The sequence below is a fragment of the Acinetobacter sp. V102_4 genome (genome assembly GCF_031799005.1).
Classification (GTDB): domain Bacteria; phylum Pseudomonadota; class Gammaproteobacteria; order Pseudomonadales; family Moraxellaceae; genus Acinetobacter; species Acinetobacter calcoaceticus.
On sequence record NZ_JAVQNR010000034.1, the window covers coordinates 102,307 to 117,265 of the forward strand.

Consider the following 14,959-nt stretch of genomic DNA (forward strand, 5'->3'; position numbering starts at 1 on the left):
AACCGCAATTGTTATGCAGTTTTTTGCAATCGTAATTTTCTGGTTTTAATTCGATTCAATACATTTCGAAAAGATAAAAACTATATTTTTATGTTTAAAGATCAGCTTTAACTTGCTCACCAATTAAATAAAATGTTCCGCCAGCAATATAGTGCAGGCTTCGAAGCTCTTTTGGCGCATCTTGAAAGTACCAATGCCCATCTCGGAAAACACGACTATCTGCCCAAGCACCGACAACAGAACCAATAAATAAATCATGAGCTGACTGATTGTGAGGTTCAGGAATAAGTTTACATACGAGCCATGCGATGCAACCAGATACTAATGGGCTGGTAAGACCTTCTTGATAAAAGAGCTCAACACCACAATGTTCTAGTTTTTGCGGGTCGTCTAATTTGCTAATTGTACCAAGTTGATGGGTCATCTCGAGCTGCGCATAGCAGGGAACTTGTAGGGTGAAATAACCACTTTGTTCAACAAGCTGACGAGTTTTAGTACTTTTGTCGAGAACAACAGTTACTTTGGCAGGAGTGAGTTCTAATGCACATGCCCAAGCGGCTGCCATTACATTTCGGTCATCTCCATGCTGAGCAGATACAAGTACAGTTGGGCCATGATTTAACAAACGATAAGCTTTTTCTAACTCTACAGGTGCAATATATGATTGGGACATATTTAGCCTAAGTAATAAAGAAAATAGATATTTCTATTGTTGCAGAAAGCTTGAAAGAAGTAATGCGGTGGATAAAAGTTTAAAGAATAAAATGCTGTTTTTATTTTATACCTTTCCTAATGCCTGACTTAGTCATAAAATCATTTGGCTTCTAAGTGAAAGGATTAAAGCGTGACCGAGCTTCAAGATATCGATTTTGTAGAGTTAAGTGATGAAGAAATGCATCTCTATAGCCGTCAGATTTTACTTGATGGATGGGATATAGAAGCTCAGGAAAAACTCAAACTTGCCAATGTGCTTATTGTCGGTGCTGGTGGAATAGGTTGTAGTAGTGCAGAACTATTAGCGCGAGCAGGGGTTGGGAAAATTACACTCATTGATGCCGATACTATTGAGATAAGTAATTTACAACGTCAAATTGCATTTGGTCATGAAGATATTGGCCGTTATAAAGCTGAAGTTCTTGCAAAGCGGTTACAGAAAATTAACCCTTATATCTGCGTTGAGTACTACAACGAACGTTTAGATGAACATAACATTGATAGACTTGTTGAACACCAAGATGTGGTATTGGATGGGTGTGATAACTTTACAACACGCTATTTGGTAAATGCCGCTTGTAAGAAGCATCAGGTTGCATTAATTAGTGCTTCTGCAATTGGTTTTCAGGCACAAATGTTTATGGTTGAAGGTGATTCAGCTTGTTACGAATGTTTATTTCCTAAAGAACAGCATAGCAATGAAGGCCTACGTTGTGCGGAATCTGGGGTACTTGCGACTACTCCTGTAATGATAGCGTCATTACAAGCACATCACACTTTGCTCTATTTAGGACTTAATCGTACCCCTTTAAAACAGAAACTGTTGCTTTGGGATGGCTTAAATATGACACAACGCATTGTTAATTTTGATAAAGATGTAAATTGCCCAGTTTGTCAGGCAAGTTAATCAGTAAATGAAATAAAATTTGCTACACTCAACCTGAATGATTTGGTTTTGAAAAAATATGAAAAAAAATATTTTGTTTGATGGGCTACGTTCTGTCGCTCGTATTGGTGAAACAGCAGTGGTTGCCGCCAAAGCTGGGATTAAATACGCAACTGAAAAACCAAGTAATGCCAAACTCATGCGGGAAACCTTTGAATCGCTTGGCTCGACTTACATCAAACTTGGTCAGTTTATTGCGAGCACCCCATCGCTTTTCCCGCGAGAATATGTAGAAGAATTTCAAGGTTGTTTAGACCAGACACCAACACTGCCATTTAGTTATATTCAAGGTGTACTTGACTCTGAGTTTGAAGGGCGCGATTTAAGTCAGATTTTTAGCTATATTGATGAAAAACCATTAGCTTCTGCTTCAATTGCTCAGGTTCATGCAGCTAAACTGACTACAGGCGAAGATGTCGTTATTAAAGTACAAAAGCCGGGTGTAGAAACAATTTTATATACTGACTTAAGTGTCGTGCATTGGGCTGCTAAATTGCTTGAGCGTGCAGTACCTAAAATCAAATTTGCTGCACTTTCTGAAATTGTCGATGAAATCAAAAGTCGTATGGTGCGTGAAGTTGATTTTATTGAAGAAGCACAAAATCTAGATGACTTTATTGAATATTTGAATATTTCTCAAAACCATGCTGTGACTGCACCTAAGGTTTATCACCAATTTTCAACACGCCGTGTTTTGACTATGCAACGTCTATATGGTGTGTCTTTGACAGATTTTAGTGTGGTGAAACAATACGCAAAAGATCCATCACAAGTGCTGATTACTGCAATGAATACATGGTTCGGTAGCCTCATGCTATGTAAGAGTTTCCATGCAGACTTACATGCTGGAAATCTAATGCTGCTCGAAGATGGCCGAATTGGTTTTATTGATTTTGGTATTGTGGGGCAGTTAAAGCCAGAAGTCTGGACAGCGTGTATGGCCTTTATGGATGCATTGCAAAAAACTGATTATAAAGCGATGGCCGAAAACATGCTGAAAATGGGCATGACGCATAACAAAGTTGATGTGGATGTATTGGCACAAGATTTGGAGCGTTTATTTAATGGTGTATTAATGGCAGATCCACAGCAAATTCTGTCTACCAATCCTGCCGATTTAAACGACATTATGATGGATATGGTGGGGGTTGGTGAGCGCCACGGTATTAAATTCCCTCGAGATTTTGCTTTATTATTTAAGCAAATGCTTTATTTCGATCGTTTTATGCGCGTACTCGCACCATATACCGATATTTATGCAGACCAGCGTTTGAAAATGGTTCAAAATATGGAACCTGCTTCGTTGTTAAAGCACTAAGGTCAGTTTAAATTTATGGATGCCATTATTATTGAAGGGTTAAAGGTTGAAACAGTCATTGGTTGTTTCAACTGGGAAAGACAAATCATTCAACCTTTAATGTTGGATTTAACCATCCATAATGATTTGAGCCGGGCTGCACAGTCTGACAAACTTGAAGATACACTCAATTATGCACAGATTTGTGAGTTATCGGCTCAAACTATTCAACAAGCCAAGCCTGAATTAATCGAACATGCAGCACATCTCGTTTTGGAATGTTTGTTCGAAACTTTCCCAACGATTGAAAAAATTACCATTACCATCCGTAAGCCCGCCATCATTGCAGAAGCTAATGCTGTAGGAATTCGTCTTGAACGTACCAGAAATAATTTTTGCGCTCGCTCTAGCGAGTAATTTAGACGCAGAACAACACTTTACTTTTGCTTATACGCAATTGGCAACATTGGGGAAAGTGCAGTTTTCATCGGTTTATCAAATTCCTTGCCGAGATGGCATTGGAGATGATTACTGGAATTCAGCATGTCTATTAAAAAGTTCTTTAAATCCTTCAGAAATCGAAGCTTTCTTAAAAAAACTTGAATCAGACACAGGGCGTATTCGTCCATCACATCATATTTCTTTAGATGTAGATTTGATTGCATGGGGAAGTGATCTAGACCATATGCAATTTAATTCTAAAAAATTACCCTTGGCACTAGATGTAAAAATTCCTTTATATGAATTATGGAATTGTGAAACCTTAAAGTCTGAAGCTATACTTTATCCGGTAGTCAATTTTAAAGTTTAACGTCTTTTACTCTATATTTTACGCAAATTTTACGCGGGCTTTGAGTTCCTCAATAGAGAATTTACGAGCACTTTACCGATACTGAAATTCACTAAATTAGTGTTATTTCAGGACAATAAAGATGCTTATAAATTCTCAAATGCGCATCTTGCATCAGTCTGGCATTGCCTTATGCGGACTTAAAAAAAATGATATTTCTTTATTTCTCCTTATTTCCAGTTTGGCAAGTCAAGCCATGGGACTTAGAGGAGAATAGCCATGTTAGAACTTATACTTGTTTTATTTATTGCTATTTTTCTAGCATGGTGTCTCAGTAAATATTTATCCAAAGTGATGGCAAATCAGCCGATGGTTGGTGATGGATTATTTCGTTGGATTGAAAATCCTGTTTATCGCTTGTTAGGTGTATCTCCACAACAACAAATGAACTGGAAACAATATTCTCTAGCATTTGTTGTTAGCTGTATTTTTCTTGCAGTGGCTATTCTTGCTATTTTTATGACGCAAGCATGGCTACCATTAAATCCTAACCATGTACCAAATATGAATTGGGATTTAGCGCTACACACTGTTATTTCATTTTTAACAAACACCAACCAACAGCATTATTCTGGTCAAGCTCAGTTATCTTATTTGTCGCAAATGACAGGTATTGTGGGCCTGCAAGTCATTACTCCAATGATGGGATTGGCTTTGGTTGTCGCGACTTTAAGAGCGTTCTTTTATCAGCGTCCAAGCCATATTGCAGCCGATGTTACCGAGCAACCAGATCAAATTTTAATTGGTAACTATTGGGCAGATGTAATTCGCCCTACAGTACGCTTTTTGCTTCCACTCTGTTTTGTCTGGTCATTATTGCTCAATAGCCAAGGTGTCCCAGCGACTTTCCAAGGTGGGCCGGAAGTACAGCTTATTGATAAAGCCAACACTGTAGAAACTCAAAAAATTCCTTTGGGACCAGTTGCACCGATGGTGGCTATTAAGCAATTGGGTAGTAACGGTGGTGGATGGTACGGTCCAAATAGTTCTGTGCCTTTAGAAAATCCAACACCACTTTCTAATTTGCTAGAAATGATTGCGATTCTACTCATTCCAATCACAGTAATTTTTATGGTTGGGCATTTTACTCAGCGTAAAAAGTTTGCTTACTTTGTGTTTGGTAGCATGCTTTTTATGTCGATTATTTCAGGTGCAGCAGCCGTCTGGTCTGAAAGTATGTCATCTACAGCATCTCAACTTGCCGTAATGGAAGGTAAAGAGCAACGATTTGGGCCAGCAGCATCAGCGGTTTGGGCAGCTGTTACAACTCAAGTAAATAATGGTTCGGTCAATATGATGCATGATTCTTCTGCGCCACTTACCGGTCTGGTTGAACTCATTAATATGCTGATTAATGCCATTTGGGGCGGCGTAGGCTGTGGTCTGCAGCAGTTCATGATTTATCTGTTACTCGCAGTATTTATTGCCGGTTTAATGACAGGTCGTACCCCTGAGTTGTTTGGGCGCAAGATTGAAGCCGCAGAAATTAAGTTACTCGCGATTATTATCTTGATTCAACCGCTGGTTATTCTTGCCTTTACTGCATTAACCCTCAGCATTCCGAGTCTATCAGGCATCAGCAATCCAGAACCGCATGGTATTAGCCAAGTGTTCTATGAATATGTTTCTGCCTTTGCCAACAACGGTTCAGGTTTTGAAGGCCTTGGAGATAACACCGTATGGTGGAACGTCACTTGTAGTATCGCTCTTCTTTTAGGACGGTTCCCGACATTAATTTTACCATTAATGATTGCTACGCGATTAGCTGCGAAAAGGAAAGCGCCTGAAACAGTAGGAAGCCTCCAAGTTGAAACTCCAACTTTTGCCTTAACGCTGATCACGATTGTGGTGTTGCTTACCTTATTACAATTTATGCCAGTTCTTGTCCTTGGGCCAATTGCCGATCAACTTTTGTTGGTTAAAGGCTAAGGAGGCGAGTGAAAATGAATACACAAACTCATGTAAATAGTCATAAAAAAACCATGGCAGTACCAAATTTTGAAGTTTGGAAAAATGCATTCGTGAAATTGCTACCACAACATGCAATTAAAAATCCTGTGATGGCAATTGTATGGCTTGGTACAGTGGTTACTGCAATTAGTACCATTTTGGGTTACACCACACTGCTATTTGGTTTGGCAGTAACAGCTATCCTGTTCATTACCATTTTATTTGCTAATTATGCTGAAGCTGTTGCAGAGGCTAGAGGTCGTGGTCAGGCATCTTCATTACGTGCAGCAAGAGAAAACTTAACTGCTCGAAGACTCAATTCTTTGACCGACCGTCAAGCGACTCAAGTTGCAGCTACTGAACTTCATTTAAATGATTTTATTGAAGTTCATGCAGGTGAGCTTGTTCCAGCCGATGGTGAAATTGTAGAAGGTTTTGCCACTATTAATGAGTCGGCTGTTACAGGTGAGTCTGCACCCGTATTACGTGAAGCTGGAACTGACCGTTCTGGTGTTATTGGCGGGACCAAAGTACTTACAGATCGTATTATCGTTCAGGTTACTGCTGAGTCTGGCCAAAGTTTCTTGGACCGTATGATTGCTTTGGTTGAAGGTTCAAATCGTCAAAAAACACCGAATGAGATTGCACTTGGCTTCTTGTTAATGGTGATGACACTCACGTTTTTAATTGTCGTGATTAGCTTGCCGTTTATTGCCAATTATTTGCATGTTGAACTCGATCCGGTGGTGCTTGTGGCGCTATTGGTCTGCCTAATCCCAACCACTATTGGGGGCTTATTGCCTGCAATTGGGATTGCAGGGATGAACCGTGCACTCAAAGCCAATGTCTTGGCAAAATCGGGTAAAGCCGTAGAAGTTGCTGGTGATATCGATGTGCTTTTACTCGATAAAACCGGAACCATTACCTATGGCGACCGTCAAGCGACCTCTTTTTATCCTTTAACTTCGATAACCGAGTCTGAGTTGAGAGCTGCTGCTTGGGTAAGTTCGCTTGCAGACCCAACACCAGAAGGAAAATCGATTGTTAAATTAGCAAAAGAGCAAGGGCTAAAACAGCAAGAACCTGAGCAGGCTGAATTTATCTCTTTTAGTGCATCAACCCGAATTTCTGGTGTGAATTTCTCTAATGGTGATCAAATTCGTAAAGGTGCGTTAGATGCCATTTTGAAATTTGTCGATGAAGATTATTCTCAAGATTTAGAGTTAAAAGCGCGTGTTGAACAAGTTGCCAAAAAAGGTGCAACCCCATTGGTTGTGGCAAATCAACATCATGTATTGGGCGTGATTGAACTCTCAGATGTGATTAAACACGGCATTAAAGAACGTTTTGCTCGTTTAAGAGAAATGGGTATCAAAACCGTAATGGTGACGGGTGATAACCCGTTAACTGCTGCTGCGATTGCTGCTGAAGCAGGCGTAGATGACTATATTGCCGAAGCAAAACCAGAGGACAAATTGGCTTGTATTCGTAACGAACAACAACAAGGTCGTTTAGTTGCGATGGTTGGTGATGGAACCAACGATGCACCTGCATTAGCTCAGGCAGATATTGGCTTAGCCATGAATTCTGGTACACAAGCTGCGAAAGAAGCCGGCAATATGGTCGATTTAGACTCAGACCCAACCAAACTACTGGCTGTGGTTGAAATTGGTAAACAGCAGTTGATTACTCGTGGTGCTTTAACAACGTTTTCTTTAGCAAATGATGTGTCGAAATACTTTGCAATTTTGCCTGCATTATTCGCTGCAGCGATTCCACAAATGCAGGTTTTAAATGTGATGCATCTAGCGAGTCCAAGCAGTGCAATTTTATCGGCATTAATCTTTAACGCGATTATTATCCCGTTATTAATTCCAATTGCTCTCCGAGGCGTGAAATTTAAACCTTCAACTGCAACTCAATTATTACGTCGAAATATGTTGATTTATGGTGTGGGTGGTGTGGTTCTACCATTTATTGCCATTAAAGCGATCGATGTGGTGATTGTTCAATTATTTGGTTTGTAATCTGGAGTTTGAAATGAAAACTTATGTACAAAATTCAGAAGTAAATTTGGGTCAGACCTTAAGAGCATCTTTAGGATTATTAATTTTTACTCTAGTGGGGTGCGGTGCTGTTTACAGTGCTATCGCTACTGGCGCCGGGCAGGTTTTATTCAACAATCAGGCGAATGGTAGTTTGATTGAAATAGATCAGAAAGTTGTTGGGTCAACTTTAGTGGCTCAGCCATTTGTCGGGAACGAATATTTTCATCCACGCCCTTCGGCAGCAAATTATGACCCAATGGCAATGGCGGGTACAAACTTAGCTCGTACTAATCCTGAGTTACAAAAGCAAATCGACGCTCAGATACTCGCAGTGAAAAAGCAAGATCAGACAGGCAATACGCCTATTCCGAGTGATTTGGTGACTAGATCTGGCAGCGGTATCGATCCACATATTAGTCCCGACGCCGCTCAGTTACAGGTGGCTCGAGTGGCTCAAGCGCGCCATTTAGATCTTAAAGTTGTGGAAGGGCTATTGCAAAAGCATATTGAACCGATGCAGTTTGGTGTATTAGGACAAGCTCGTGTTAATGTATTAGAGCTCAATATTGCTTTAGATCAATTACAATCTACACATTAACTTAAAAATAAAGTTGTTAGTTTACCGGATGATATCAAGTGCAAAGCAATCGCGAAAATCAGGCTGAGGCCTTATTAAATCATGTCAACAGATATCAAGCCGGTCGACTAACAGTCTTTCTCGGTGCAGCGCCTGGTGTTGGAAAAACCTATGCCATGCTTGCTCGTGCCAAAGAGTTGTTTCAACAAGGTACAGACGTTGTGGTGGGTATTGTTGAAACCCATGGGAGAACAGAAACTCTAAAAATTTTGGAAGGGTTGCCTCAGATTGCTAGAAAGGAAATGCAGTATCAGGGGCATAGTTTAGAAGAAATGGACTTGGATGCTATTTTACTTAGGCATCCCGAAATCGTTTTAGTTGATGAGTTGGCTCATCGAAACATACCAAATAGTCGTCATGAACGCCGTTGGCAAGATGTCAATGAATTACTAGATGCAGGTATTGACGTATTCACCACCATGAATATTCAGCATTTAGAAAGCCTAAATGATGTGGTGTACCAGATTACGGGCATTAGGGTAAGTGAAACTGTACCAGATAGAGTGTTTGATCGTATTCGAGACATTCGTTTAATTGATTTGCCAGTCAGTGAACTCATTGAAAGGCTCCATCAAGGAAAAGTCTATGTGCCCGATCAAGCAAATCTGGCATTACAAGGCTTTTTTAGCATTTCAAATTTAACTGCACTACGTGAACTAGCAATGCAATGCGTTGCAGAACATGTTGATTCAGATTTAAAAGAGAGTTATGCCTCTAAAGGTTTGAAATCTATATCGTTGCAAAATGAATTAATGATTGCGATAGATGGGCAAGGTTCTTCTGAATATTTAGTACGGGCAGGTTGCCGTTTAGCAGAACGTTATGGGGCTGCGTGGACGGTAGTGAATGTTGCTAAAAGTTTGGACTTTGGGCAGAGTTCAGGAAATTCATATAAAAAAGAATATATTGAGATTGATCGTGCATTTGAACTGGCTCGGCAACTCGGTGGTCGCACAGAAGTAATATATGGCCATCAGGTTGCATCTGTTTTAATGGATGCTGCTGTGGATAGGGGAATCTCAAATCTGGTCATTGGCAAAAGTATTTCGCCATGGTGGTTAAAGTTATCTAAGAAAAATTTAGCTCAACAATTATTGAATCAAGAAAACTCAATTGCTTTAACCATTTTGCATCCAGAACAGGGCACCAAAAAGACAACTCAGCTTGAAAAGCCATCATTTTTATCACTAAAAGAAAGTATTTTTGTTCTAGCTGTTACGTGTGCCAGTATTTTTATAGCGCACTTTGCCGAAGTTTTATTAGGTATTGAAGACTTTTCTGTCATTTTCATTATTTCAGTTTTAATTGTTGCCACTAAAACCAGAATGCTCGCTGCGGTAGTGGCCGCTCTCATTTGTTTTTTGGCTTATAACTTTTTCTTTATTGCACCGCGTTTTACTTTTCAGATTTCAGCGCATCAAGGTGTAGTTACCGTTGTTGCTTTTTTTGCAGCAGCTTTAATCGCTGGGCGCTTGGCTTCTCAATTACGTCAGCAGATTTTGTCTTTAAAAGTTGCGAATGCTTACACTACGGTGATGCAAGACTTGGCGCGTAAGCTCTCTAGTGCTGTAAACCTTGAAGAAGTCATGCAAACAGGACGTATGACTTTAGAAACACAACTTCAAACTAAAGTATGGATTTCTATTCAAGATAGAGTGATTTCATCTGACATAGAGCTAAACGACAAAGAAAAAGTGGCAGCAGATTGGTGTTTGAAGCATCAACAACCATGTGGGCGTTTTACCGATACGCTTAGTCAGTCAAACTGGTGGTTTTTACCACTTTTAGAACAAAAAAATAGCCTAGGTATTGTGGGAATTAACTTTAAGGATGAAGTTGTTTCTCTAAATTTTGAGCAAAAGAAACTGACGGAAAGCGTAATTGAATATATTGCCCAGGCAGTACTTCGAACCCAATTGGTTAATGAGCTTGAACAAGCAAAAGTAACCAGTGAAACAGAGCGGTTGCGTTCTGCTTTATTATCTTCGGTATCGCATGATTTACGCTCACCACTTGCTTCTATTATTGGAGCAGCTGATACGCTTGCTCATTTTAAAGCAGATATGTCAGAGCAAGATCAGCAAGATTTACTCGAAACCATTCATTTAGAGGGTGAGCGCTTAGATCGTTATATTCAAAATTTGCTTGATATGACACGTTTGGGCCATGAAGGTCTATCTCTAAAAAGAGACTGGATTGGTATAGATGAATTAATTGGTTCGGCAACCCGCCGTTTAAAGCGTTATAAACCAGATACTCAAGTGCTGGTCGAATTACCTGAACAAACCATTAGTTTGTATGTTCATCCAGCACTGGTAGAACAAGCTATTTTTAATGTTTTAGAAAATGCTGCAAACTTTTCACCTCCAGATGAACCAGTCATGATTCGGGCTTCTCTTTTGTTTGAAGATGAAGTGAAAATAGAAATTGAAGATAGAGGAGCGGGAATTCCTGAAGATGAAAGAAACCGCATTTTCGATATGTTTTATACTATGGAACGTGGAGACCGCGGAAAATTTGGTACAGGTTTAGGACTGACAATTGTGAAAGCGATTATTGGGGCTCATATGGGTACAATAGAAGCATTTTCAGGTCGCCAAAACAAAGGTACTTTAATTCAAATCAAACTACCCATTCATCCAGTAAAAGAATAAGTTGTAAAGTCATGATAAGTTCAGAAACATCGCCTGTAGAAACACGTATTGTGATTATTGATGATGAGCCTCAAATTCGTAAATTTTTAGACATTGCCTTAAGAACACAAAAATACAAAACCACACTTTGTGAGACTGGTTACAAAGGTTTGGAGGCTTTGGCCACACAAGGTGCTGATTTAGTTATTTTAGATTTGGGTTTGCCAGATTTAGACGGTAAAGAAGTGCTTCAAGAGTTACGTAGTTGGTCGAATGTTCCTGTTATTGTGTTATCTGTACGCGCAGATGAATATGAAAAAGTTGCATTACTAGATGCTGGTGCAAATGACTACATGACCAAGCCTTTTAGTGTTCAAGAGTTATTGGCGCGCATACGAGTCATTTTAAGAAACCAACCCATTCAACAAGAAGCTCATGTTTATGACGATGGCTACCTTAAAGTTGATGTCATGCAGCGTTTAGTGTGGATCGAGCAACAGCCAATTACTTTAACTCGAAAAGAGTTTCAACTTTTGACGCTATTAATGCGCTATCAAGGACAACTTTTAACACAGCCACAACTGTTAAAAGAACTATGGGGGCCAACCCATCAGGAAGATACTCACTATTTACGTATTTTAGTGGGCAAGTTGCGCGGTAAACTTAGAGATAATGCAATTCAGCCACGCTATATTGCAACTGAACCAGGTGTTGGATTGCGTTTTTTAGCTAAACAGAAAAATCATTAATTATATATAAAAAAAACCTTAGGGAATTTCTCCCTAAGGTTTTGAAAAGTAGTTTATATCTTTCGGTGTTTCTTATTTATATATCCCAATGTTGTTCTGCTTCAGTCATTTGACTGTAAATATTTTGATATTCAGCCTGTTTAACGGTGTACCAATGTTCTACAAAGTCTGCCCCTAAATATCCTTTTAAAATAAGACTCCCTTTAAATATTTTTAAGGCTTCCGGCTGATTGTTGGCTAATAGAATGTGCTCATCAGGAAATTTTAAAAGATGTGCAGGTTTTGGTAGCGGTAACTTATGAGATAAGCCATAAGATACACCCGCTAAAATCGTAGTTGTAACCAGATAAGGATTACAGTCGGCTCCAGCAACCCGATATTCTAAGCGTTGATTTTTTAAATCTGAGCATGGAATTCGAATTGCAACATTACGATTATTGGTACCCCAATTTGCTTCTAATGGTACATGGTGCCCAATTTTAAAGCGTCTATAAGAATTAATATTGGGCGCTAAAATAGCCATAGATGTAGGCATTAATTCAATTAGGCCACTAATCGCGCTGAGTAATTTGGCCGAAGGTTCATCTTTTTCTACTTCTGAACTAAATACATTTTCATGGTACTGATTGAGCAAGCTCATATGAAAATGCATGCCACTACCAGCCTTTGCCAAGTTGGGCTTCGCCATGAAACAGGCAGTTAAGTCATGCTTTCTTGCGACTTGTTTTACAATTCTTTTTAAAGCATTAATTTGATCGCACAGCTTTAAAATATCATGAGTGTGTTGAAGGTTTAGTTCGTATTGTCCAGGTGATGACTCTGCAACAATAGCGGTAATTTCAATAGATTGTAGTAGGGCGGCTTTTTCAACTTCTTCTAAGACTTGTTGATAGTTATTTGGTGCATCTATGTCAAAACATTGGTTTTCCATACATGTTTCAGTGTGATGATTTGGGGAGAAAAGATAAAACTCCAGTTCAGCAGCCATAACAGGGAAATAATTCTTAGCATGTAACTGATTTAATAATTTTTTTAATATATTGCGTGGTTCATATCGACAATCTGAGCCACCTTCTTCTTGCATTGTGAGGAAAAGCTGGGCATTCAATTCAGGGGATAAGGCACTTGGTTGCAAGCTGCCTAAAATGGGCAGGCAAAGTCTGTCTGGTTCACCAATATATTTTCCTAGGCCTGTCTCTTCAATAACTTTTCCATTAAGACTCATTGCATACACAGAAAGTGGAAAATAGCATCCGTTGGAGAGATTTCTCAAACTTTTAACATCAATTCGTTTACCACGAATATGCCCGTTTAAATCATGGAGGCAAATATCAATATGTTGAGTATGAGGATATGAGTTTAAATATGCATCGACTTCTTTCAAAAATAAATCGGGTTGGAAAGTATAAGCTTGTGTCAGTGGAGTAATATCGTCTGATATTTTAAAAGCCTTAAGGTGAGGGTCTTGTAAGTTTAAGTTTGGATAAATATGTGTACTCATTATAAAAACCTTGGTGGTTATTTAGCTAAAATCCTACCGCAAGCTGTGAGGTTAATAGCATAAAAAAAGAGTAAAATGATTAAAGAATAATTTTTAGAATATTTGGATTTTTTGTATGAATAATCAATTGCTTGAGTCTAATTTTTATAATTAAAAATTTAAGTAAAATTAGCGTATATGGGCAGTATAAGAGTTAGCAAATTTCTTAGAATTTTATTTTTAAATTAAACAATATTAGTAATTATGACCTTTCAATTTGGTGAGATGGTCAAACTGATTTAAACTTAAAGGCTTATCCAGTGAGTCACTTATTTTTGAAGTCTCGAATAGAGCAAGGCCTTTTAGGGTATTTACTGGAATTTTATTTTTGCGTTTTTTAAATTTATTTTTTGAGTTCTCTTAATATGAAAAATATCGGTTTAGCCATTCTAGCCATCAGCCTTTCAGGTTGTGCTGCAATGAGCGTAGAAGAATGTAAGACTGCGAATTGGTCATTAGTGGGTGAGAAAGATGGTTCAAAAGGTTCGTCGCCACGTTTAGATCAATATTACAAAGCATGTGGAAAAGCCAATATTGTTCCAGATCAAAAGTCATATGAACGTGGGTATAAAGAAGGTCTAGGGTATTATTGCCAGCCAACAAATATTTTTTATAACGCTTTAGAAGGTAGTGGCAATATCAATGTGTGCCCAGTTGAGCAGCGTAATCGTTTAAGACCTTATTATCAGGCAGCTTCTGATTACTACAATGCAAAAAATGAATATGATCGTTATGACGAAAAGTTTAAGCAATATTCTGATAATGCTTACAACGAAAAATTAAAGCCAGAAGAGCGTGAACGTTATCGTAAGCTTTTAAAAGAATTACAAATTGATCGTGACCGTATTAATCGAAATTATTGGAACTCAATTCGCGATATCGAACGTTTTAAATATGATCATGGCTTAAAATAATATTTGAAAAGGATTGATCCGAATTAGATCAATCCTTTGTTTTTTTTAAAGATAATAACTGGTTTTTGTCATGAGCTTTGAAATGGCTGTCATCGTAATTTTTACTGCATATGGTAATTCAACACCACCTGCTTCAAGTGCAGTATGACGGTGATGTAACTCATCTTCATTCATTTGCTCTAAAATTTTACGAGAGCGATCATCTTGAGCTGGTAGCTGTTTTAAATGGTCTTGTAAATGAAGGCTGACTTGACGCTCCGTTTCAGCCACAAAACCTAAACTATATTTATCACCTGCAATACCCGCAAGAGCACCCATGCCATATGAAAGCCCATACCATATTGGGTTTAATAAACTGGTATGACTATTTAACTCTTTTAAGCGAACTTCACACCAAGCTAAATGATCTTGTTCTTCAATTGCTGCTTGTTGCATTTCTTTACGTACATTGGGTAATTTTGCAGTTAATGCTTGTCCATGATAAAGGGCTTGTGCACAGACTTCACCACTATGGTTAACACGCATTAAGCCTGCGACATGGCGAGCATCTTCTACCCCTAGTTTTGCTTCAACTGTTTCAGCTGGATTTTGGCGCTGTGCTGCTGTTGCACCCGGAACAAGACTACGTAATGCTTGATCAAAAGAGTTAATGAGCTGATCAATTCCAGTATAGTGGCGCAT

Annotated in this window: 13 protein-coding genes; 10 read left to right on the plus strand and 3 right to left on the minus strand. The window is 38.8% G+C overall.

Translation table 11 applies throughout. From position 1 onward, the window contains the following. Positions 1–94: 94 nt before the first annotated feature. Entirely contained in the window at positions 95–673 is a 579-nt protein-coding gene (locus tag RMB13_RS05435; RefSeq protein ID WP_132069218.1) for a flavin reductase family protein, read from the minus strand. A gap of 171 nt (positions 674–844) precedes the next feature. On the opposite strand from RMB13_RS05435, the gene RMB13_RS05440 reads away from it, so the two are divergent. The 9 genes from RMB13_RS05440 (at position 845) to RMB13_RS05480 (ending at position 11,824) form a co-directional block, all read left to right on the plus strand. Continuing rightward, positions 845–1,621 (plus strand): HesA/MoeB/ThiF family protein, encoded by a 777-nt coding sequence (locus tag RMB13_RS05440; protein ID WP_005039649.1) that lies wholly within the window; start codon positions 845–847, stop codon positions 1,619–1,621. A gap of 58 nt (positions 1,622–1,679) precedes the next feature. Continuing rightward, positions 1,680–2,978, plus strand: coding sequence for an AarF/ABC1/UbiB kinase family protein (locus tag RMB13_RS05445; protein ID WP_004643301.1), 1,299 nt, complete (start codon positions 1,680–1,682; stop codon positions 2,976–2,978). Positions 2,979–2,993: 15 nt separating this feature from the next. Next, positions 2,994–3,374 carry a dihydroneopterin aldolase gene (gene folB / locus RMB13_RS05450; protein ID WP_004643300.1) on the plus strand — a complete coding sequence of 127 codons (381 nt, stop codon included), beginning with the start codon at positions 2,994–2,996 and terminating at the stop codon, positions 3,372–3,374. Next, a complete protein-coding gene (locus tag RMB13_RS05455) occupies positions 3,331–3,768 on the plus strand; it encodes a 2-amino-4-hydroxy-6-hydroxymethyldihydropteridine diphosphokinase (protein WP_311084615.1) in 438 nt (145 codons plus the stop codon). The genes folB and RMB13_RS05455 overlap by 44 nt, the downstream gene beginning before the upstream one ends. 258 nt (positions 3,769–4,026) lie before the next feature. After that, on the plus strand, positions 4,027–5,736 hold the full coding sequence (gene kdpA, locus RMB13_RS05460) for a potassium-transporting ATPase subunit KdpA (RefSeq protein ID WP_311084616.1): 1,710 nt from the start codon (positions 4,027–4,029) through the stop codon (positions 5,734–5,736). Positions 5,737–5,744: 8 nt separating this feature from the next. After that, complete coding sequence (gene kdpB / locus RMB13_RS05465) at positions 5,745–7,784, plus strand: potassium-transporting ATPase subunit KdpB (RefSeq protein ID WP_311084617.1); 2,040 nt, start codon at positions 5,745–5,747, stop codon at positions 7,782–7,784. A 13-nt stretch (positions 7,785–7,797) separates the two neighbouring features. Next, positions 7,798–8,403 carry a potassium-transporting ATPase subunit KdpC gene (gene kdpC, locus RMB13_RS05470; RefSeq protein ID WP_311084618.1) on the plus strand — a complete coding sequence of 202 codons (606 nt, stop codon included), beginning with the start codon at positions 7,798–7,800 and terminating at the stop codon, positions 8,401–8,403. 38 nt (positions 8,404–8,441) lie between these two features. Next, a complete protein-coding gene (locus RMB13_RS05475; RefSeq protein ID WP_311084619.1) occupies positions 8,442–11,096 on the plus strand; it encodes a sensor histidine kinase KdpD in 2,655 nt (884 codons plus the stop codon). A gap of 11 nt (positions 11,097–11,107) precedes the next feature. After that, entirely contained in the window at positions 11,108–11,824 is a 717-nt protein-coding gene (locus tag RMB13_RS05480) for a response regulator transcription factor (protein ID WP_311084620.1), read from the plus strand. 76 nt (positions 11,825–11,900) lie between these two features. On the opposite strand, the gene RMB13_RS05485 is transcribed toward RMB13_RS05480, so the two are convergent. Next, complete coding sequence (locus RMB13_RS05485) at positions 11,901–13,325, minus strand: glutamine synthetase family protein (RefSeq protein WP_311084621.1); 1,425 nt, start codon at positions 13,323–13,325, stop codon at positions 11,901–11,903. Positions 13,326–13,729: 404 nt separating this feature from the next. On the opposite strand from RMB13_RS05485, the gene RMB13_RS05490 reads away from it, so the two are divergent. Continuing rightward, the gene (locus RMB13_RS05490) at positions 13,730–14,278 is read left to right on the plus strand and encodes a DUF2799 domain-containing protein (RefSeq protein WP_080027388.1); all 549 of its coding nucleotides are present in this window, start codon (positions 13,730–13,732) and stop codon (positions 14,276–14,278) included. Between the two features lie 45 nt (positions 14,279–14,323). Here RMB13_RS05490 and coq7 read toward each other — a convergent pair whose 3' ends face one another. Continuing rightward, complete coding sequence (coq7, locus tag RMB13_RS05495) at positions 14,324–14,959, minus strand: 2-polyprenyl-3-methyl-6-methoxy-1,4-benzoquinone monooxygenase (RefSeq protein WP_004643288.1); 636 nt, start codon at positions 14,957–14,959, stop codon at positions 14,324–14,326.

What these genes read in the sequence shown, in the direction of transcription:
- folB (WP_004643300.1), top strand. Translation starts at nt 2,994, where the DNA reads ATGGATGCCATTATTATTGAAGGGTTAAAGGTTGAAACAGTCATTGGT.
- RMB13_RS05445 (WP_004643301.1), top strand. Translation starts at nt 1,680, where the DNA reads ATGAAAAAAAATATTTTGTTTGATGGGCTACGTTCTGTCGCTCGTATT.
- RMB13_RS05485 (WP_311084621.1), bottom strand. Translation starts at nt 13,325, where the DNA reads ATGAGTACACATATTTATCCAAACTTAAACTTACAAGACCCTCACCTT.
- RMB13_RS05490 (WP_080027388.1), top strand. Translation starts at nt 13,730, where the DNA reads ATGAAAAATATCGGTTTAGCCATTCTAGCCATCAGCCTTTCAGGTTGT.
- RMB13_RS05435 (WP_132069218.1), bottom strand. Translation starts at nt 673, where the DNA reads ATGTCCCAATCATATATTGCACCTGTAGAGTTAGAAAAAGCTTATCGT.
- RMB13_RS05480 (WP_311084620.1), top strand. Translation starts at nt 11,108, where the DNA reads ATGATAAGTTCAGAAACATCGCCTGTAGAAACACGTATTGTGATTATT.
- coq7 (WP_004643288.1), bottom strand. Translation starts at nt 14,959, where the DNA reads ATGCGCCACTATACTGGAATTGATCAGCTCATTAACTCTTTTGATCAA.
- kdpC (WP_311084618.1), top strand. Translation starts at nt 7,798, where the DNA reads ATGAAAACTTATGTACAAAATTCAGAAGTAAATTTGGGTCAGACCTTA.
- kdpA (WP_311084616.1), top strand. Translation starts at nt 4,027, where the DNA reads ATGTTAGAACTTATACTTGTTTTATTTATTGCTATTTTTCTAGCATGG.